18 protein-coding genes are annotated in these 18,200 nt (G+C 71.3%); 15 read left to right on the forward strand and 3 right to left on the reverse strand.

The features are described from left to right. The first annotated feature begins 38 nt into the window (after window positions 1-38). The 12 genes from ABZ880_RS17620 to ABZ880_RS17675 all read left to right on the forward strand — a co-directional run bounded on the left by ABZ880_RS17620 (window position 39) and on the right by ABZ880_RS17675 (window position 11,433). Window positions 39-1,301 carry an MFS transporter gene (locus tag ABZ880_RS17620; protein WP_361263099.1) on the forward strand — a complete coding sequence of 421 codons (1,263 nt, stop codon included), beginning with the start codon at window positions 39-41 and terminating at the stop codon, window positions 1,299-1,301. 118 nt (window positions 1,302-1,419) lie between these two features. Continuing rightward, window positions 1,420-2,748 carry a DUF2254 domain-containing protein gene (locus ABZ880_RS17625; protein ID WP_361263102.1) on the forward strand — a complete coding sequence of 443 codons (1,329 nt, stop codon included), beginning with the start codon at window positions 1,420-1,422 and terminating at the stop codon, window positions 2,746-2,748. A 143-nt stretch (window positions 2,749-2,891) separates the two neighbouring features. Beyond that, window positions 2,892-4,547, forward strand: coding sequence for an FAD-dependent monooxygenase (locus ABZ880_RS17630; RefSeq protein ID WP_361263105.1), 1,656 nt, complete (start codon window positions 2,892-2,894; stop codon window positions 4,545-4,547). Between the two features lie 161 nt (window positions 4,548-4,708). Next, window positions 4,709-5,209, forward strand: a complete 501-nt coding sequence (locus tag ABZ880_RS17635) for a hypothetical protein (protein WP_361263108.1) — start codon at window positions 4,709-4,711, stop codon at window positions 5,207-5,209. Between the two features lie 117 nt (window positions 5,210-5,326). Continuing rightward, complete coding sequence (locus ABZ880_RS17640) at window positions 5,327-6,016, forward strand: class F sortase (RefSeq protein WP_361263111.1); 690 nt, start codon at window positions 5,327-5,329, stop codon at window positions 6,014-6,016. Between the two features lie 125 nt (window positions 6,017-6,141). Beyond that, a complete protein-coding gene (locus ABZ880_RS17645) occupies window positions 6,142-7,284 on the forward strand; it encodes a SchA/CurD-like domain-containing protein (protein WP_361263114.1) in 1,143 nt (380 codons plus the stop codon). Window positions 7,285-7,357: 73 nt separating this feature from the next. Then, entirely contained in the window at window positions 7,358-7,801 is a 444-nt protein-coding gene (locus ABZ880_RS17650; RefSeq protein WP_361263117.1) for a cupin domain-containing protein, read from the forward strand. Then, window positions 7,798-9,066 (forward strand): beta-ketoacyl-[acyl-carrier-protein] synthase family protein, encoded by a 1,269-nt coding sequence (locus ABZ880_RS17655; protein WP_361263120.1) that lies wholly within the window; start codon window positions 7,798-7,800, stop codon window positions 9,064-9,066. Before ABZ880_RS17650 ends, ABZ880_RS17655 begins: the two co-directional genes overlap by 4 nt. Further along, window positions 9,063-10,313 carry a ketosynthase chain-length factor gene (locus tag ABZ880_RS17660; RefSeq protein ID WP_361263123.1) on the forward strand — a complete coding sequence of 417 codons (1,251 nt, stop codon included), beginning with the start codon at window positions 9,063-9,065 and terminating at the stop codon, window positions 10,311-10,313. The genes ABZ880_RS17655 and ABZ880_RS17660 overlap by 4 nt, the downstream gene beginning before the upstream one ends. 31 nt (window positions 10,314-10,344) lie before the next feature. Continuing rightward, window positions 10,345-10,599, forward strand: coding sequence for an acyl carrier protein (locus tag ABZ880_RS17665; protein ID WP_361263126.1), 255 nt, complete (start codon window positions 10,345-10,347; stop codon window positions 10,597-10,599). Window position 10,600: 1 nt separating this feature from the next. Further along, window positions 10,601-11,080 carry an SRPBCC family protein gene (locus ABZ880_RS17670; RefSeq protein ID WP_361263129.1) on the forward strand — a complete coding sequence of 160 codons (480 nt, stop codon included), beginning with the start codon at window positions 10,601-10,603 and terminating at the stop codon, window positions 11,078-11,080. Between the two features lie 20 nt (window positions 11,081-11,100). Continuing rightward, window positions 11,101-11,433 carry a TcmI family type II polyketide cyclase gene (locus tag ABZ880_RS17675; protein ID WP_361263132.1) on the forward strand — a complete coding sequence of 111 codons (333 nt, stop codon included), beginning with the start codon at window positions 11,101-11,103 and terminating at the stop codon, window positions 11,431-11,433. A gap of 76 nt (window positions 11,434-11,509) precedes the next feature. Here ABZ880_RS17675 and ABZ880_RS17680 read toward each other — a convergent pair whose 3' ends face one another. After that, window positions 11,510-12,538: a methyltransferase gene (locus ABZ880_RS17680; protein WP_361263134.1), complete on the reverse strand. Its 1,029-nt coding sequence runs from the start codon at window positions 12,536-12,538 to the stop codon at window positions 11,510-11,512. 74 nt (window positions 12,539-12,612) lie between these two features. Then, on the reverse strand, window positions 12,613-13,674 hold the full coding sequence (locus tag ABZ880_RS17685) for a right-handed parallel beta-helix repeat-containing protein (RefSeq protein ID WP_361263137.1): 1,062 nt from the start codon (window positions 13,672-13,674) through the stop codon (window positions 12,613-12,615). 182 nt (window positions 13,675-13,856) lie between these two features. Here ABZ880_RS17685 and ABZ880_RS17690 point away from each other — a divergent pair, with 182 nt between their 5' ends. The 3 genes from ABZ880_RS17690 (at window position 13,857) to ABZ880_RS17700 (ending at window position 17,236) form a co-directional block, all read left to right on the forward strand. Further along, window positions 13,857-14,774 (forward strand): SGNH/GDSL hydrolase family protein, encoded by a 918-nt coding sequence (locus ABZ880_RS17690; RefSeq protein ID WP_361263140.1) that lies wholly within the window; start codon window positions 13,857-13,859, stop codon window positions 14,772-14,774. A gap of 126 nt (window positions 14,775-14,900) precedes the next feature. Next, window positions 14,901-15,995 carry an acyltransferase gene (locus ABZ880_RS17695; RefSeq protein ID WP_361263143.1) on the forward strand — a complete coding sequence of 365 codons (1,095 nt, stop codon included), beginning with the start codon at window positions 14,901-14,903 and terminating at the stop codon, window positions 15,993-15,995. After that, window positions 15,995-17,236, forward strand: a complete 1,242-nt coding sequence (locus ABZ880_RS17700) for a cytochrome P450 (protein ID WP_361263146.1) — start codon at window positions 15,995-15,997, stop codon at window positions 17,234-17,236. The genes ABZ880_RS17695 and ABZ880_RS17700 overlap by 1 nt, the downstream gene beginning before the upstream one ends. On the opposite strand, the gene ABZ880_RS17705 is transcribed toward ABZ880_RS17700, so the two are convergent. After that, window positions 17,202-18,197 (reverse strand): sugar kinase, encoded by a 996-nt coding sequence (locus ABZ880_RS17705; RefSeq protein WP_361263149.1) that lies wholly within the window; start codon window positions 18,195-18,197, stop codon window positions 17,202-17,204. The two genes, ABZ880_RS17700 and ABZ880_RS17705, sit on opposite strands and share 35 nt — an antisense overlap. Window positions 18,198-18,200: the final 3 nt, after the last annotated feature.

Below are 18,200 nucleotides of genomic sequence, written 5' to 3' on the forward strand. Positions count from 1 at the left end.
CGCACCTAGCCTCACCTGCGGAACCTGGGAGGGCTGGAATGCTGAACAGCGTCCGAGAGCAGGCCACGGGACTCACCAAGGACCAGCGCAATGCTTTCGTCGCCGCCTACTTGGGCTGGGCGATGGACGCCTTCGACTACTTCCTGGTCGTACTCGTCTACAGCGAAATCGCCGACGACTTCCATGTCTCCCTCACCGACATGGCTTTCCTGACGACCGCCACCCTGATGATGCGGCCGGTCGGCGCTCTGCTCTTCGGCATGTGGGCGGACCGACGGGGCCGCCGCCTGCCGCTCATGGTCGACGTCGTCTTCTACTCGATCGTCGGCTTCGCCTGCGCCTTCGCGCCCAACTACGCCGTGCTGCTCGTGCTGCGTCTGCTGTACGGCATCGGCATGGGCGGCGAGTGGGGCCTGGGCGCGGCGCTCGCCATGGAGAAGATCCCGGCCGAGCGGCGCGGCTTCTGGTCGGGGCTGCTGCAGAGCGGGTACTCGCTGGGCTATCTGCTCGCCGCCGTGGCGTTCTTCGGTATCGAGCCCGCCTTCGGCTGGCGTGGGCTGTTCGCCTTCAGCCTGGTGCCCGCCCTGGTCGCGCTGTGGGTGCGGACCCGGGTGGAGGAGAGCGAGGTGTGGGAGAAGAGCGTCCGGCTCAACCGCACCCCCGCGTACCAGGTGTTCAGGAACCCGGCGGTGCTGAAGCGCTTCGTGTACCTGGTGGCGCTGATGACCGCCTTCAACTGGATGTCGCACGGCACCCAGGACGTTTACCCGACCTTCGTCAAGAAGGGCCTGGGCCTGTCCCCGGACACCGCCATCGCCATCGCCGTGGTCTACAACATCGGCGCCATCATCGGAGGCGCGCTGCTGGGCGCCTTCTCCGAGAAGCTGGGCCGCCGCCGCACGATCATGATCGCGGCGGCCGGGGGCCTGGTCGTCGTGCCCTTCTTCGTGCTGTCCACCATGGTCGGCTGGCTGATGCTCTCCTCCTTCCTGATGCAGATGTGCGTCCAGGGAGCCTGGGGCGTCATCCCGGCACACCTGACCGAGATGAGCCCGGACGCCGTCCGCGGCTTCTACCCGGGCGTCACCTACCAGCTCGGCAACCTCATCGCCGCCCTCAACCTGCCGATCCAGGAGGCCATCGCCGAGCGGCACGGCTACCCGTCCGCGATGGCATGGACCGTGATCCCCGCCCTGACCGCGGTGATCGTGCTCAGCGCCGTCGGCAAGGAGGCCAAGGGCATCCGGTTCGGGGGTACGGGCACACAGGCGCCGAGCACGGCGGCGGCCGACACGGTGTAGCACCGCACGGCGTGACGCGGCTGTGTGCCGCTCTCACAGAGCGTGATCAGTTGGACGGCCGACGCACTCGTCGGATACTGGGCATACCCGGCCCAGCATCGACGTGCGGGGGTTGCCCATGATCCGACGTGATGCGCTGGCGGAGTACGTTCGAGGGTCGCTGTGGGTACTTCCCACGCTGTCCGTGCTGGGTGCACTGGTCGCGGGGGCACTGTTGTCCCTGGTGGAGACCGATGCGGGATCACCGCTGGCCTTCCAGGGGACCGCCGACGACGCCCGGACGCTGCTGATCGGGATCGCCGGGACGATGGTGACGGTCATCGCGTTGCTGCTGGGCCTGACCGTGGTCGCGCTGCAGCTGTCGTCCACCCAGTTCTCGCCGCGGCTGCTGCGCAACTTCCTCCGTGACCGGCCCAACCAGATCGTGCTCAGCGTCTTCGTCGCGACCTTCGCCTACAGCGCGGCCGGGCTGTACACGGTCGGCGTCTCGGCAGGCAGCCGCTCCGCGGAGTTCCCGCGGCTCGCGGTGAGCGGCGCGCTCGTTCTGCTCTTCGTCAGCCTCGGCCTGCTGGTGTTCTTCGCCGACCATCTCGTGCACTCCATCCAGGTCGACGCGATCATGAGCGTGGTGGAGCGCAACACCGTCCGGGTGATCCGCGACGGGGTGTTCGCCGGCGGCGAGGATCACGCGGAAGTACCGGCATGGGCCGTGCCCGTGACCGCCCGGCGCTCCGGGTACGTACAGGTGGTGCGTCCTCATCTGCTGCTGCCGGCCGCGGCCGCGCAAGGCGTCTGCGTGCGGCTGCGGCCCCGGGTCGGCGAACACGTCGTCGCCGGGACGACGCTCGCCTGGATCTGGCACGGCTCGCCGCGCGACCCCGCTCCTGACACCCGTACGTTCTCGCAGGCACTGGACAGCGGCGTCCGCATCGGCTTCGAGCGCACCCTGGAACAGGACGCCGCCTTCGGCATCCGGCAACTGGTCGACGTCGCCTGCAAGGCGCTGTCCCCGGCCATCAACGATCCGTACACCGCGGTCCAGGCCATCGACCATCTGTCCGTGATCTTCTGCGCCCTCGCGCAGCGGCCGCTGGGCAACCACGTCGTCCGCGACGGCGGCACGACCGTCCTGATCATCCCCGGCCGGCGGTTCCCGGAGTACCTCGCCGTGATGTGCGGGCTCGTCCGACGCTACGGCGCCCGGGAACCGACCGTCGCCCATGCCCTGCTCCGGCTGCTGCACAACTGCGCCACCGTGGTCACCGGCGATGCCGAGCGGCTGGCGGCCGTCGATGAACAGGCCCGCATCGTCATCGACGACGCCGAGCGAGAGGTGGCCCAGGCGACCGACCTCGCCCTCGCGCACGCGGAGGCGGAAGCCGTACACCGACGCGTGGCCGAGCACCGGCCGCCGGCTCACCTGCCGGCCGACCCGCCGAAACCCTGATCCGCCTCCCGCCGCCCCCTCCGCCCTGCCCACCGGGTGACAGCCGGGTGAAGCCTGAGCCGCTGTCGGCTTCCCGGGGCATGCATGAGGATCCCGACCGGATCCGGCCGGTCGGCGGACAAGACGCGCTGGAGGCGAGAGTGATGAACGAACGAGTCGATCAGGCCGACCACCACACCGTCAGGGTCCCGGTTCTCATCGTCGGCGGCTCCCTGGTCGGCCTGTCGACCTCGTTGTTCCTGGGGCGGCTGGGGGTGCGGCACCTGCTGGTGGAGCGGCACTCCGGCACCTCCATCCACCCGCGCGGCCGCGGCAACAACGTCCGCACGATGGAGCTGTTCCGGGTGGCGGGCGTCGAGCCCGCGATCCACGAGGCCGCCGCCACCCTGGCCGACAACCACGGCATCCTGCAGACGCCCACCCTGGTCGGCGACGCGGGCGAGTGGCTGTTCCGGGAGATCGACCCGGGCGGCGGACTGGCCCGCTTCAGCCCCGCCGCCTGGTGTCTGTGCAGCCAGAACGACCTGGAGCCGGTCCTGCTCGACCGCGCCCGCGCCCTCGGCGGCGACCTGCGCTTCTCCACCGAGATGATGTCGTTCGAGAGCGATGCCGACAGTGTGACCGCAGTGGTCAAGAGCCGTGAGACGGGTGAGCACACCACCATCCGCGCCGACTACCTCGTCGCCGCCGACGGCCCCCGCAGCCCCGTCCGCGAGCAGCTCGGCATCGGGCAGAGCGGCCCCGGCGACCTGTTCCACAATGTCAGCGTCACCTTCCGCTCGCACCGCCTCGCCGATGTCGTGGGCGACCGTCGCTTCATCGTCTGCTACCTGACCAACCCGGACGCCGACGGCGCCCTGCTGCCGGTGGACAACCGCGAGAACTGGGTCTTCCACGCCCCCTGGCACCCCGAACACGGCGAAACGCTGGAGGAGTTCACCGACGAGCGGTGCGCCGAGCACATCCGCCGCGCGGTCGGCGTCGCGGACCTCGATGTCGAGATCACCGGCCGCGCCCCCTGGCACGCCGCCCAGCGCGTCGCCCGCAGCTACCGCTCCGGACGCGTCTTCCTGGCCGGCGACTCGGCCCACGAGATGTCCCCCACCGGGGCCTTCGGCTCCAACACGGGCATCCAGGACGCCCACAACCTCGCCTGGAAGCTGGCCGCGGTCCTCGGCGGCTGGGCGGGCGAGGGACTGCTGGAGTCCTACGACGCCGAGCGCCGCCCGGTGGCGGAGGCGACCAGCGCCCGCGCCGCCGTCCGCTCGGCCGAGCACAGCCACCCCGGATTCACCCCGCCGCCCGGCGCCGGCGGCGGCCGCCAGCGCGGCATCCTCAACGTGGCCCTCGGCTACCGGTATCCGCAGGGCGCCGTCCACGGCACCGACCCCGCGGCCCCCGTGGTCCCGGAGAACCTCGACCTGAGCGGCGAGCCCGGCAGCAGGGCGCCCCACCTGTGGGTACGGCACGGCGCCGCGCGGATCTCCACCCTCGACCTCTACGAGCGCTCCCTGGTCCTGCTCAGCGACGCCGGTGACCCGAACGGATGGCACGAGGCCGCCACCCGCCTCGCCGCAGAACTGTCGGTCCCCATCACGTCGTACCGCATGGGCATCGGTCCCTGCGCCGAGCTGGTTCCGGACGGCGATGCGGACTGGGCCGAACGCCACGGCACGACACCCGGAGGTGCCGTACTCGTCCGGCCGGACGGGTTCGTCGCATGGCGGTCGCCCGGTCCTGACCCGGATGCCGAATCGACGCTGCGCCACGCCCTGAAGCGGGTCCTGGCACTGTCCTGACCCGGGGTCAGCGGGCCCGGCCGAGGCCACCGTCATGTCACCCGGGTGATCGTTCCAAGTGGTGGCGAGTCGGTCCTTGACTGACGGTGGTTCACGTCGGGGCCCGGTCAATTCAGCTGACGAAGCGCCAGCTGCCGGGCCGTGACGGGAAGGGCCATCAGATGCGCTCTGCTCGCATGATCCTGGCTACGGCGGCGGTCTCGGCCGTCCTCGCCATCGGCGCACCCGGCGCGTACGCGGCCGGGGGCGACTGGGACCAAGACGACTCCTCGTACGGCCAAGAGCACGGCGACGAGCACGGCAAGGAGCACGACAAGGAGCACGGCAAGGAGCACGGCAAGGAGCACGACAACGACTCGGGGCACGGCAAGCCGCACGGCGGGGTGCACACCGGTGGTGGTGCGCTGACCGCGGTGAACGACGGCGACTGGGGTTCAGGCGGGGACCGCAAGCAGGACCCGGACTACTGGAAGGACAGGGACGGCGACCACGAGGAGAACTCCTGGGGCGACCACGACAAGCCCAAGGGCGGTATGCACACCGGCGGCGGCGGGCTCGCCACGACGTCGGGAGTGACCGCGGGCGGGCTCGCCGTGCTGGCGGTCGCCGCGACCGGACTGTACGCCTCGCGTCGCAAGAGGCCGGCCGGAAGCGCGGCCTGACCCATGCCGGATGCGATAGCGGGGCCGCGGCCGTCACCCAGCCCCGAGTGGCGGCCGCGGCCCCGCTCCCCGCCCACCCCTCCGCCGTGCTGCCGTGCCTGAGCGAGGTGTTCTCCGATGGCAGTTACCCCTCCTTCCCCCACCGACGGCGACCCCGCGCCCACCGGATCGGGATCGTCCCGCTCAGGGGCGATGATGATGTGCGCCGCGGCCCTGACGATCCTGGCCGCCACCCTGATCGGCGGCAACGACTCGTCGACCGACACCGCCGACCGGCCCTCTGCCGCACAGGCCGCGTCGGCCCCGTCGGCCGCCGCGTCGGCCCCGTCCGCCGGACAGCCGGCGCAGAAGTACCTGCCCCGCTCGCGGCCCGTACGCCTGCGCATCCCGAAGATCTGGGTCGACGCCCCCTTCACCGACCTGTACATCGGCTCCACCGGCCAGTTGGAGCCGCCGCCCGCCGCCGACACCAACCTCGTCGGCTGGTACGCCAAGGGAGCCTCCCCCGGGGAGGCGGGCACCTCGGTCATCGCCGGGCACGTGGACACGAAGACCGCCGCGGCCGTCTTCGCGAACCTCTCCGAGCTGCGAAAGGGCGACCTCTTCTACGTTCTGCGGGCCGACAGACGCGAGGCGACCTTCCGGGTCGACAGCGTGGAGACCTTCGACAAGCAGCACTTCCCCAGCGACCGCGTGTACGACGACACCCCCCAGGCCCAGGCGCGGCTCATCACCTGTGCGGGTGACTACGACCGGTCGGTCAGGGACTACACGGACAACCTGGTGGTCTTCGCCCATCTCGTCTGAGGGGGTCACCCGCGTAGTTCATTCGAGTCGCGCGCTTGCGGGGACGGGCACACGATCGAGGAACGCCGATGTCGCCTCACCGCGGCCGACGTTCATCTCCGTCCCGAGAAGGAGTTGTGCACAGGATGACCACCACGTCCGAGCGTGTTTCCGGTTCGCCGAAGCGGCAGGTGTCGCCACGTGTCTCCCAGTCCGTGTTCGATGGCTCCCGGCTGAGGGTCGTCCTGCTGGTGGACGTCTACGACGGTGCCCAGCAGCAGTTCCTGGAGGCCTACGAGCACCTGTGCAACCAGGTCGCGTCCGTCCCCGGGCACGTCAGCGACCAGCTGTGCCAGTCCATCGAGAACCCCTCCCAGTGGCTGATCACCAGCGAGTGGGAGAGCGCCCCGCCGTTCCTCGCCTGGGTCAACAGCGAGGAGCACGTGCGGATGGTGGAGCCGCTGCACAGCTGTGTCCGCGACACCCGGTCGCTGCGCTTCCACATCGTCCGCGAGACCGGCGGCCCGGCGGTGGACGCCGATCCCGCGGAGCGCCGGCTGCAGACCTCGCCCAGGATCGGCGACGGCATGATCCGGCACGCCCTCACCTTCACCGTCAAGCCGGGCAGCGAGGAGATGGTCGCCAAGATCCTCGCCGACTACGCCTCGCCCGAGCCGAAGGTCGACGACTCCACCCGGCTGTGCCGCACCTCGCTGTTCATGCACGGCAACCGGGTCGTACGGGCCATCGAGGTGCGCGGCGACCTGCTCGCCGCACTGCGCCACGTCGCCCGCCAGCCCGAGGTGCGGGCCGTCGAGGAGGCCATCAACCCCTACCTCGAGCAGGACCGGGACCTCAACGACCCGGAATCCGCCCGGGTGTTCTTCACCCGCGCCGCACTGCCCGCCGTGCACCACGTCACGGCCGAGCAGCAGGAGCCGTCGGCGGAGCGGCACGCCCTGTCCTACCCGGTCAAGCCCGGCTGCGGCATGCGGCTGGCCGAGCTGCTGGCCCGTCAGGACGAGGCGGCGGCCGATGACCCGCGCAGCCCGGTGCTGCGCAGCACGATCTTCCAGCGCGACGACGTCGTCGTACGGCTGATCGACGTGCGCGGCAGGCTGGACGCCGCCGATCCCGCGCTGGCCCTCGGCCTGTCCGACCCGCGGCAGGCGGCCGAACTGACGACTTTCGCCGCGGACGCGTCCGCGCCGCGGGGCGGTGAACTCGCGCGCTGGCTCGAACTCGCGCGCATGGACCTCGTCACCGACCGCCGGTCGCCCGACGCCTGATCCACCCTCACGTGGGTCGGGGCCCAGCCCACGCCCCCGCCACGTCGGTCCAGCACACCATCGGAGGAACGTCGTGATCACATCCAGTCCCAGAATCGTGGATCTCAGCGAGGTCGAGCCGAACCGCCGCCGCGGCGGCGACCTGCGCGCCATGCTCACCCCGGCCACGGTCGGCTCCACCAGCGGCTTCATGGGCGTGGCCCTGATCCGGCCCGGCGAGCGCATCGGCGAGCACTACCACCCGTACTCCGAGGAGTTCGTCTACGTCGTGTGCGGGCAGCTCGAGGTGGACCTGGACGGCGAGCCCCATCCGCTGCGGCCCGAGCAGGGCCTGATGATCCCGATCAACATGCGGCACCGCTTCCGCAACGTGGGCAATGTCGAGGCCCGTATCGTCTTCCACCTCGGTCCGCTGGCCCCGAGCCCGCCGCTCGGCCATGTCGACACCGAGGAGACCGACGCCGAGGCCGTGGCGGTCGGGGCCGAGGCGGCCGAGCGAAGTCAGGTGCGTTCATGACCAGACGGGTGGCGGTCACCGGTATAGGCGTCGTCGCCCCCGGCGGGATCGGCGTCCCGGCGTTCTGGGATCTTCTGGCGGCGGGGCGCACGGCGACGCGGGCCATCACGTTCTTCGACCCGGCCGGCCTGCGCTCGCGGATCGCCGCCGAGTGCGACTTCGACCCGGCGGCCCACGGGCTGGACGCCGAGGACGTCCAACGGTGCGACCGCTACATCCAGTTCGCCCTGGTCGCCGGGGAGGAGGCGGTCCGGGACTCCGGTCTCGACCTGCCCGCCGAGAACCCCTGGCGCATCGGCGTCTCGCTCGGCACCGCAGTCGGCGGCACCACCCGGCTGGAGCACGACTACGTGCTGGTCAGCCACGGCGGGCAGCGCTGGGACGTGGACCACCGGGAGGCGGCCCCACAGCTGCACCGCGCGTTCTCGCCCAGCACGCTGGCCTCGACGGTGGCGGAGCGGTTCGGGGCGTGCGGGCCGGTGCAGACCGTCTCCACGGGCTGCACCTCGGGACTCGACGCCGTCGGGTACGCCTTCCACACCATCGAGGAGGGCCGCGCCGACATATGCATAGCCGGCGCTTCGGACTCGCCGATCTCCCCGATCACCATGGCGTGCTTCGACGCGATCAAGGCCACCTCGCCGAACAACGACGACCCCGCGCACGCCTCGCGCCCCTTCGACGCCGACCGGGACGGGTTCGTCATGGGCGAGGGCGGTGCCGTACTGGTCCTGGAGGAACTCGACCACGCCCTGGCCCGCGGAGCGCACGTGTACTGCGAGATCAGCGGCTACGCCACCTTCGGCAACGCCTACCACATGACCGGCCTGACCAGTGAGGGCCTGGAGATGGCCCGGGCCATCGAGGAGGCACTCGAGCACGCCCGGCTCGACGCCACGGCGATCGACTACGTCAACGCGCACGGGTCGGGCACCAAGCAGAACGACCGCCACGAGACCGCCGCGGTCAAACGCGTCCTGGGCGGGCACGCCTACGCCACCCCCATGAGCTCCATCAAGTCCATGGTGGGCCACTCCCTCGGCGCGATCGGCGCGATCGAACTCGTCGCCTGCGTCCTGGCATTGGCGAACCAGGTCGTACCGCCGACCGCGAACTACGAGACGCCCGACCCCGAGTGCGACCTGGACTACGTCCCGCGCGTGGCCCGCGAGCGCAAGCTGGCCGGCGTGCTCTCGGTGGGCAGCGGCTTCGGCGGCTTCCAGTCCGCGGTGGTCATGAACCGGCCCAGGGAGAGGACACGATGAGCGAACCCCACGCACGGCGCGCCGCCGTCACGGGAATCGGCGTGGTCGCGCCCAACGGAGCCAGCACCGACACCTTCTGGAAGGCCACCAAGGAGGGCATCAGCGTCCTGGACCGCATCACCCGCGAGGGCTGCGACCATCTGCCGCTGCGGGTGGCCGGCGAGGTCCGCGACTTCGACCCGACGGCCGCCATCGAGGAACGCTTCCTCGTCCAGACCGACCGGTTCACGCACTTCGCGATGGCCGCGGCCGACCTCGCACTCGACGACGCGCGCCTGGGCCGGCCCGCCACCGACGAGGCACCGTTCGAGGTGGGCGTGGTCACCGCGGCCGGTTCCGGCGGCGGCGAGTTCGGCCAGCGGGAACTGCAGCAGCTGTGGGGCAAGGGCAGCCGCTTCGTCGGCCCGTACCAGTCCATCGCCTGGTTCTACGCCGCGAGCACCGGCCAGATCTCCATCCGCCGCGGCTTCAAGGGACCCTGCTCGGTCGTCGCCGCCGACGAGGCCGGCGGCCTGGACGCCCTCGGGCACGCGGCGCGGGCCGTGCGCCGCGGTACGGAGGTGATCGTGGCCGGCGCCACCGAAGCACCCATCGCGCCGTACTCGGTGGTCTGCCAGCTCGGCTACGAGGAGCTCAGCACCGTCGACGACCCGGTCCGGGCCTACCGCCCGTTCACCGCCGCGGCCTGCGGTTTCGTGCCCGCCGAGGGCGGCGCCATGGTCGTGGTGGAGGAGGAGGGCGCCGCCCGCTCGCGCGGCGCCCAGGTGCGGGCCTACCTCGCCGGACACGCGGCGACGTTCACCGGCGCCTCCTGCTGGGAGGGCTCCCGCGAAGGGCTCGCCCACGCGATCCGGGGCGCCCTGGACGAGGCCGACTGTTCCCCCGAGGAGATCGACGTGGTGTTCGCCGACGCCCTCGGCGTACCGGAGGCCGACCGCGCCGAGGCGCTGGCCATCGCCGACGCCCTCGGCGTGCACGGCACCCGTGTGCCCGTCACGGCGCCGAAGACCGGGATCGGCCGGGGCTATTGCGCGGCGCCCCTGACGGACGTCGCGGCGGCGGTGCTCGCCATGGAGCACGGCCTGATACCCCCGACCCCCAACGTCTTCGACATCTGCCATGACCTCGCCCTGGTGACCGGCCGGGCCCGCACCGCCGAGGTGCGCACGGCACTGGTCCTGAGCCGCGGGCTCATGGGGTCGAACTCGGCGCTGGTGCTGCGGCACGGCGCCCACGACGCCTCGTAGCGAGGCGCCTCGAAAGTAGAGGAGAGGACTGATGACTGACCGCATAACCGTGGAGGAGCTGGCCGAGCTCATGAAGAAGTCGGCCGGTGTCACCGTCGATGCGGACGAACTCCGCCTGAACAACCCGGGGTTCGCCACCCTCGGCGTCGACTCCCTCGGCCTGCTGGGCATCGTGGGCGAGCTGGAGAACCGGTACGGCACCTCGATGCCTCCCGAGGCGGAGCGCTCCAAGACGCCCCGGCAGTTCCTCGACCTCGTCAACAGTGCCCTTATGACAGGAGCGTGAGATGACCGGACACACGCAGAACGAGATCACCATCGAGGCACCGCTGGACCTGGTCTGGGAGATGACCAACGACCTGGAGAACTGGCCGTATCTGTTCAGTGAGTACGCCTCCGTCGAAGTGCTGGAGCAGGAGGGGAAGCGGACCACCTTCCGGCTGACCATGCACCCGGACGAGAACGGCACCGTGTGGAGCTGGGTCTCCCAGCGCGAGCCGGACCCGGAGACGCTCACCGTCAAGGCCCGCCGGGTCGAGACCGGGCCCTTCGACCACATGACCATCCTCTGGCAGTACCAGGAGGTGCCGGGCGGCACCCGGATGGTCTGGACGCAGGACTTCGCGATGAAGCCGGAGGCGCCGGTCGACGACGCCTGGATGACCGACAACATCAACCGGAACTCCAAGGTGCAGATGGCGCTGATCCGTGATCGCATCGAGAAGGCCGCCGCCGAGCAAGGGCTCGCGCCCGGCCTGACCGACTGAGCCGGACGGAGGACGGTCCCATGCACCAGGCTCTGATCGTCGCCCGTATGGCCCCGGGATCGGCTCCCGACATCGCCAAGGTGTTCGCGGAGTCCGACCGGGGAGAGCTGCCGCACCTCGTCGGGGTGGTCCGGCGCAGCCTCTTCCAGTTCGGCGACGTGTACATGCACCTGATCGAGTCCGAGCACGAGCCCGGGCCCGCCATCGCCAAGGTCACGGGACATCCCGAGTTCCGGGACGTCAGCGAGCGGCTTGCCGCGTACGTCAGCGCGTACGACCCCGAGACCTGGCGTTCCCCGAAGGACGCCATGGCGCAGCGCTTCTATCTGTGGGAGCGCGAACCGGCCGGCTGACGCCGCCCGAAAACCCACCGGCCGCCGGGCCCCGCGAAGCTCCCGGCGGCCGGTGTCCTGTGCGGACCCGGTTCGATCAGGCGGGCACGTGGCAGTCGAACGCGTGCAGATAGGGGTTGACCGGGCGGATGTCGTCGATGACCAGGCCCGCGTCGGTCAGCCGGCCGACCATGCTCTCGGTGGTGTGCTTGGCCCCGCCGACGTTCAGGAGCAGCAGCAGGTCCATCCCGGTGCTGAACCGCATCGAGGGCGTGTCGTCGACGAGGTTCTCGATGACCACCACCCGGGTGCCGGGGCCGCCCGCCTCGCGGACGTTGCGCAGCAACCGGGCCGTGCTCTCGTCGTCCCACTCCAGGATGTTCTTGATGACGTAGACGTCGGCCTTCACCGGTACGGCCACCCGGACGTCGCCGGGCACGATGCGCGTGCGGTCCGCGAGGTCGCCGCCCGGGCGCAGCCGCGGCACCGCGTTCTCCACCACCCGGGGCAGGTCGAGCAGGGCGCCGTGCATCGCGGGGTACTTGTCCAGCAGGCTCGCCACCACGTGCCCCTGGCCGCCGCCGAGGTCGGCGACCGACGAACTCCCCGACAGATCGAGGAACTCGGCGACGTCCCGCGCCGACTGCACACTCGATGTCGTCATCGCCCGGTTGAAGACGTCGGCCGACTCCGGGGCGTCCTCGTTGAGATACGGGAAGAACTCCTTGCCGTACAGGTCCTCCACGACATTGCGGCCGGAGCGCACCGCCTCGTCGAGCTTCGGCCAGGCGTCCCAGGTCCACGGCTCGGTGCACCACAGCGAGATGGCGCGCAGGCTGTTGGGGTCGTCCTCGCGCAGCAGCCGGGAGACGTCGGTGTGCGCGAAGGTCCCGTCGGGCTGCTCGGCGAAGACGCCGTAGCAGGACAGGGCGCGCAACAGCCGTCGTAGCGGCCGGGGTTCGGCCTTCACGGCGGCAGCGAGGTCCTCCACGGTCATGGGGCTGTCGCCGAGGGCGTCGGGGACTCCGAGCCGGGTGGCCGCCCGGAGGGCGGCGGCACATGCCGCCGCGAACGCGAGCTCCCTCAGCCGCATGGACGGCGGTGGGGCGGTCTGTGCGGTCGTCATGTGCCGCTTCCTTCCTTCTTGTTTTCCTGGTCGGCCGCGGCCGACGGGTCGTCAGACGGCTCTCGTCGAACGGGTCAGCACAGTCCCTTGGGCTGGGACGCCCGGCAGGTGTTGGCCACGAAGGCGTTGTCCTTGCCGAGGTCGGTGTTGACCAGGTCCGCGGGGGAGTTGCCCTCGACGACGTTGTCGCTGATGCGGTTGCGGTCGCTGGTGACGCCGACGAAGCTCTTGAACAGCACGATGCCGCCGGACAGCGGGGACTTGCCGACGTTGCCCCGGACCACGTTCCCCGTCACCAGGGTGTCGTCGACGCCGGTCAGGACGATGCCGGAGCCCTCGAGCGCGTCGAGCCGCGGCGTCTTCGGGCACGACTTGTTGTTGTGCGCGATGTAGTTGTCGCGCACGGTCACGGCGCCGGCCTTCGGCTTGTTCTCGTCACCGACGACGAACACGGCCGCGCAGTTGCCGGTGAGGTGGTTGCGCCCGACGACCAGGTTCCGCAGCCGCCGTACGGTGACGCCGATCCGGTTGCCCTCCAGCCGGTTGCGCTCGATCACCGTGCCCTCGGTGTCCGAGGCGCCCGCCTCCTCGGTGATGGTGTTGGCGAGGAACAGACCCGCATCGCCGTTGTCCCGGGCGAAGTTGTCCAGGAACCGGCCGCGGACGGAGCGCTCCTGGGCGATGCCCCACACGCCGTTCTTCACCGCGGTCACGTTCTGCACGGTCAGCCCGTCGGTCGCCATGGAGAACACGCCGGTCCTGGCGAAGCCGGTGACGGTCACGGAGGTGACGGTGACGCCCTCGACGTTGCGGTCCTTGGTGCCCACGACGCAGATGCCGTTGCCGCCCTCGGCGCACTTGTTGGCGTCCTTCTTCGTGCCGGGCTCGAGTACTGTGGCGCGCCCCATGCCCCGCAGGGTCAGCCCGGGGGTGCCGATCTTGACGCTCTGGTGGAAGGTGCCGGGGGCCAGCAGCACGGTGTCCCCGGGCTTGGCGGCGTCCACCGCCTTCTGGATCGACTCGTCCGGCCACACCACATGGACCCCATGGTGGGCAACCGGTGGAGCGGCGGCGCCAAGCCCCGTTGCGGCCACCGTTGCGGTGCACATCAGATACGCGATGCGGTATTTCGTCATATTCCGAACGCTATGACCCGATGTGCCGTTTAGCGGCCAGATGGGCCATCCGGCGGCGTGTCAGACACTTCCTGACTATGGCCCCGGACACATACCAAACGGTATACAGACCCAGTCGCATGTCATGCCCGCGCCTTTGCTGCGGGCCCGCGCGACGCCGGGCTCTCAGGGGGAGGAACGCCATGACGGACGGCACACAGGCGCACAGACCGGCGAGACGCCGGCGTCGGACGGCCGTGGTGGGGGCGGCGCTGGGCAGCTGTGCCCTTCTCGCCGCCTCGACGACGGCCGCCGCGGCGGACGACGGCAGGCACGGCCGCGACACGGACTACGTGTCACTCGGGGACTCGTACACGGCCGGTCCCCTCATCCCGAAGCAGGTGGACGCCAACTGCGCCCGCTCCGACCACAATTACCCCTCGATCGTCGCGGCGGAGCGAGAGGTGACCGCGTTCAAGGACGTCAGCTGCAGCGGAGCGACGACCGAGAACATGTGGAAGCCGCAGGGCACCAACGGCCCCCAACTCGACGCCCTGGGGCGGGACACCGACCTGGTGACGGTCCAGATCGGCGGCAACGACGTCGGCTTCGGCTCCATCATCAGTACCTGCGCGCGCCTCAGCGCCCAGGATCCGACGGGCAATCCCTGCCAGCGCTACTACGGCGCCTCCGGGATCGACCAGCTGACGGTGAACATCGCGCAGACCGCACCGAAGATCGACCGTGTGCTGCGCGCCGTCCACGCCAGGGCGCCGCACGCACGGGTCCTCGTCGTCGGCTACCCCGATCTGCTGCCCGACGACGGCAGCGGCTGCTACCCCTCGGTGCCGTTCGCGGCCGGGGACTTCCCGTATCTGCGGGACACCGGCAAGCGGCTGAACCTGATGCTGCGTCTGGTGGCCGGGTGGAACCGTGCGGAGTATGTCGACACCTACGGTCCGACGCGCGGCCACGACATGTGCAAGCCGCCCGCGGACCGCTGGATCGAGCCGCTGCAGCCGGCCTCCCCGGCGGCCCCCGCGCATCCGAACGCCAAGGGCGAGGAGGCCATGGCGCGTGCCGTGCTGGACCGCCTGGCCAAGGGGCGCGGACACGGCTGAGCGGCAGGGCGCCGAGCGGCACAACGCCGTACGGGTGTGACGTGCGCTACGGGGCCGAATGAAAGGTGAGGAAGCGGCAACGTTCCCCTTCATGCCCCGTACGAACCTCCCCTCCCGGATGGCGCGATGACGGCGGTGACCCGGGCGACCGGGACGCCGCCCGCCACCGCGACCACGAGCAGCGCTCCTGCGCCCGCCGCGCTGCCCTCGCTGCCGTCCCTCACCGGACTGCGGTGGGTGGCCGCGCTGCTGGTGTTCGGGCTGCACGTGCACAACTTCGGCTACTTCGGCGGCACCGCCGGCCGGATAGTGAACTGGGCATTCGGGGCGGGCTCCACCGGGGTGTCGTTCTTCTTCGTGCTGTCCGGGTTCGTACTGATGTGGTCCGCGCGGCCCGGCGACCGCGCCACCGCCTTCTGGAGACGGCGCATCGCCCGCATCCTGCCGGTGCACCTGGTCACCGCCGCGCTCGCCCTGCTGATGGCGTACACACCGGCCCATCTGGCGAAGCCGACGCCGGAACAGGCCGTCGCCAATGTTCTGCTGGTGCACTCCTGGTGGCGGCCGTGGTGGCAGACGCTGGACCCGGTCAGCTGGTCGCTGGCCTGCGAGGCCTTCTTCTATGCCCTCTTCCCGCTGCTGGCACTCCTGCTGCGCCGGCTCGGCGCCCGCGGCCCGGCGGCGCTGGCCGGAGTCTCGGTGCTGACGATCCTGGTGCTGGGCTGGGCGGACGCCCACCACTGGACGCAGCAGATCTACTCCTTCCCTGCCGCGCGCCTGCCCGAGTTCGTCCTCGGTCTCGCCGTCGCCCGGCTGGTGCTCCTGGGCCACTGGCGCGGGCCCGGCCTGGAGGCGTCGCTCGCCCTCGCGATCATCGGCTACTTCCTGGTGCCGCAGGTCACGCACGGCTACGGGGCCACCACCTGCACCGTCGTCGGTTTCGCCCTGCTCATCTCGGCGGCGGCCGTCGCGGACCTGAAGGGGCTGCCCTCGCTGTGGCGGCACCGGCGGCTGGTACGGCTGGGGGAGCTGTCGTTCGCGTTCTACATGGTCCACCTCCTGGTGGTGCGGGCGGCCACGAACCTGTTCGGGACCTCCCCGCACTTCGGGCTGCCGGCCACCGCCCTCGCGTTCTCCGTGTCGCTCGGACTGGCGTGGGTGCTGTACGAGGCTGTGGAATGTCCTGCGAGACGGTGGTTGCTGAGGGGCCGGAGGCCTTGATGAGTGAGCGGTCGGAGAACCTGATGAGTGCGGTCGATGCGGTTCCGTCCTTCCCGCTCGGCGCCGCGACCACGCTCGCCGAGCTCGCCCGGGATCCGCATCCGCGGCTGGCGCTGCTGCGTGCGCACGAGCCGGTGTCCTGGCTGCCCGAGCTGGACGGCTGGCTGGTGACGCGCCGCGATCTCGCGCTGAGCGTGATGCGGGACGCCGCGACCTTCACCGTCGACGACCCCCGCTTCTCCACCGCACAGGTCGTCGGGCCGAGCATGCTGTCCCTGGACGGCGAGGCGCACACCCGCCACCGCGAGCCTTTCAACGCCCCCTTCCGCCCCCGCCAGGTGCACGAGGGCTTCGCCTCCTTCATCGAGCAGGAGACCGACCGGCTGATCACCGCACTGGAACCGCAGGGCTCCGCCGAACTGCGCCGCTCCTTGGCCGGCCCCCTCGCCGTCGCCGTCGTGACCGAGGCCCTCGGACTGGTCGGCACCAGCGCGGACACGGTGCTCTCCTGGTACGACTCCATCGTGCGGACGGTCTCGGACATCACCGCCGGCCACGAGACGGGAACCGACGGAGCCGCGGCCTACGCGCAGCTGCGGGCCGCCGTCGAGGCCACGATCGCCGACCCGGGCGGTGCCTCGCTGCTCCTCTCCGCTGCCGGACGGCTGGCGCCGCCCGAGGTGGCGTCCAATGCCGCGGTCCTGATGTTCGGAGGCATCGAGACCGTCGAGGCGATGGTCACCAACGCACTGTTGCACCTGCTGCAGCGCCCCGACCAACTTGCCCTGGTCCAGGCCGACTTCGACCTGCTGGACGGTGCGATCGAGGAGTCCTTGCGGCTGGAACCCGGCGCGGCCGTCGTCGACCGCTACGCCACCCGGGACACCGTCCTTGGCCCGGCCACCATCCGCAAGGGCGACCTGGTCACCGTCTCCCTCGCGGGCGCCAACCGCGACCCGGACGTCTTCCCCGACCCCGACCGCTTCGACGTGCGCCGCGCGAACGCACGTCTCCAACTGGCCTTCGCCCACGGCCCCCACCACTGCATCGCCGCGCACCTCGCCCGCCTGGAGACGCGCATCGCCCTCCAGGGCCTGCTCGAACGCCTCCCGGACCTCCGCCTCGACCCGGCCCGCCCCGACGCCCCGTACGGCCTGGTCTTCCGCAAGCCGCCCACCCTGCACGTGCTGTGGGGCAGCCCTACCGCTACGCCGAACAGGCCGCCGTCCGAGCCGAGTTGACGGTCCAGGCGTCGTCGTCCAGGGCGAGGAGGCGGTCGGTCTGCGCTCGCGGCGGCATGACGGGCACGTCGTCCCTGGTCCGCAGCGCGGCCGCGGCCGCCAGATGGCCCAGGCGCAGCCGGGCGCGCTCGTCGCGGTCCTCCAGCAGGCCGGCCAGGTAACCGGCGGCGAACGCGTCGCCCGCGCCGACCGGTTCGACCACCTCGACGGGCAGCGAGGGCACGAACGTGCGCACCCCGCCGGCGTACGAAGTCGCCCCGTACTCGGCGTCCTTGACGACCACGACGGGCGCGGCGCCGAGCAGGCCCGCGATGTCGTCCGGGCGGGCGGTGCCCCACAACTCCTCGGCCTCGTCCCGTCCGACGAACACGAGGTCGGCGGCGCGGGCGAGCGTCAGCAGGGTGCGCGCGGCGTCCTTGCCGGCCGCCCGCCACAGCGCGGGGCGGTGGTTGACGTCGAAGGAGACGACGGGTCCGCGCACGGTGCGATCGCGCAGTATCGCCTCCAGCAGCCGGCCGCAGCTGTCGGAGAGGGCCGCGGCGATGCCCGACACGTGCACGACACGGGCCCGGCGCAGCGCGGGATGCCGGGCCCACTCCGGTCCCATCCCGGTCGCGGCCGACCCTCCGCGGTAGTAGTGCGTACGGGTGCGGTCCGGGCCCGGGTCCTTGAAGTAGACCCCGGTCGGACGCTCCGGATCCGTTTCCACGGCGCTCACGTCCACGCCGTGCGCGGAGAGTTCGGCCAGGATGCGGCGGGCGAACGGGTCGTCGCCCAGGCGGCTGAGCCAGGCGGCGCGATGCCCGAGTCCGGCCAGCCCGCAGGCGACGTTGGACTCGGCGCCGCCGACGGCCAGGCTCAGCGCGGGCTGCTCGGCGAGCGGGCGGTCGTCCGGCGGGCTGAGGACGACCATGGTCTCGCCGACGCAGACGACGTCGGCGGCACGGGAAGCGACGGACACCAA

Source organism: Streptomyces sp. NPDC047043 (assembly GCF_040644055.1).
In the GTDB taxonomy this organism is placed as follows: Bacteria; Actinomycetota; Actinomycetes; order Streptomycetales; family Streptomycetaceae; genus Streptomyces.

What these genes read in the sequence shown, in the direction of transcription:
- ABZ880_RS17630 (WP_361263105.1), top strand. Translation starts at nt 2,892, where the DNA reads ATGAACGAACGAGTCGATCAGGCCGACCACCACACCGTCAGGGTCCCG.
- ABZ880_RS17700 (WP_361263146.1), top strand. Translation starts at nt 15,995, where the DNA reads ATGAGTGAGCGGTCGGAGAACCTGATGAGTGCGGTCGATGCGGTTCCG.
- ABZ880_RS17695 (WP_361263143.1), top strand. Translation starts at nt 14,901, where the DNA reads ATGACGGCGGTGACCCGGGCGACCGGGACGCCGCCCGCCACCGCGACC.
- ABZ880_RS17635 (WP_361263108.1), top strand. Translation starts at nt 4,709, where the DNA reads ATGCGCTCTGCTCGCATGATCCTGGCTACGGCGGCGGTCTCGGCCGTC.
- ABZ880_RS17640 (WP_361263111.1), top strand. Translation starts at nt 5,327, where the DNA reads ATGGCAGTTACCCCTCCTTCCCCCACCGACGGCGACCCCGCGCCCACC.
- ABZ880_RS17675 (WP_361263132.1), top strand. Translation starts at nt 11,101, where the DNA reads ATGCACCAGGCTCTGATCGTCGCCCGTATGGCCCCGGGATCGGCTCCC.
- ABZ880_RS17655 (WP_361263120.1), top strand. Translation starts at nt 7,798, where the DNA reads ATGACCAGACGGGTGGCGGTCACCGGTATAGGCGTCGTCGCCCCCGGC.
- ABZ880_RS17625 (WP_361263102.1), top strand. Translation starts at nt 1,420, where the DNA reads ATGATCCGACGTGATGCGCTGGCGGAGTACGTTCGAGGGTCGCTGTGG.
- ABZ880_RS17685 (WP_361263137.1), bottom strand. Translation starts at nt 13,674, where the DNA reads ATGACGAAATACCGCATCGCGTATCTGATGTGCACCGCAACGGTGGCC.
- ABZ880_RS17665 (WP_361263126.1), top strand. Translation starts at nt 10,345, where the DNA reads ATGACTGACCGCATAACCGTGGAGGAGCTGGCCGAGCTCATGAAGAAG.
- ABZ880_RS17620 (WP_361263099.1), top strand. Translation starts at nt 39, where the DNA reads ATGCTGAACAGCGTCCGAGAGCAGGCCACGGGACTCACCAAGGACCAG.
- ABZ880_RS17690 (WP_361263140.1), top strand. Translation starts at nt 13,857, where the DNA reads ATGACGGACGGCACACAGGCGCACAGACCGGCGAGACGCCGGCGTCGG.
- ABZ880_RS17670 (WP_361263129.1), top strand. Translation starts at nt 10,601, where the DNA reads ATGACCGGACACACGCAGAACGAGATCACCATCGAGGCACCGCTGGAC.
- ABZ880_RS17680 (WP_361263134.1), bottom strand. Translation starts at nt 12,538, where the DNA reads ATGACGACCGCACAGACCGCCCCACCGCCGTCCATGCGGCTGAGGGAG.
- ABZ880_RS17660 (WP_361263123.1), top strand. Translation starts at nt 9,063, where the DNA reads ATGAGCGAACCCCACGCACGGCGCGCCGCCGTCACGGGAATCGGCGTG.
- ABZ880_RS17645 (WP_361263114.1), top strand. Translation starts at nt 6,142, where the DNA reads ATGACCACCACGTCCGAGCGTGTTTCCGGTTCGCCGAAGCGGCAGGTG.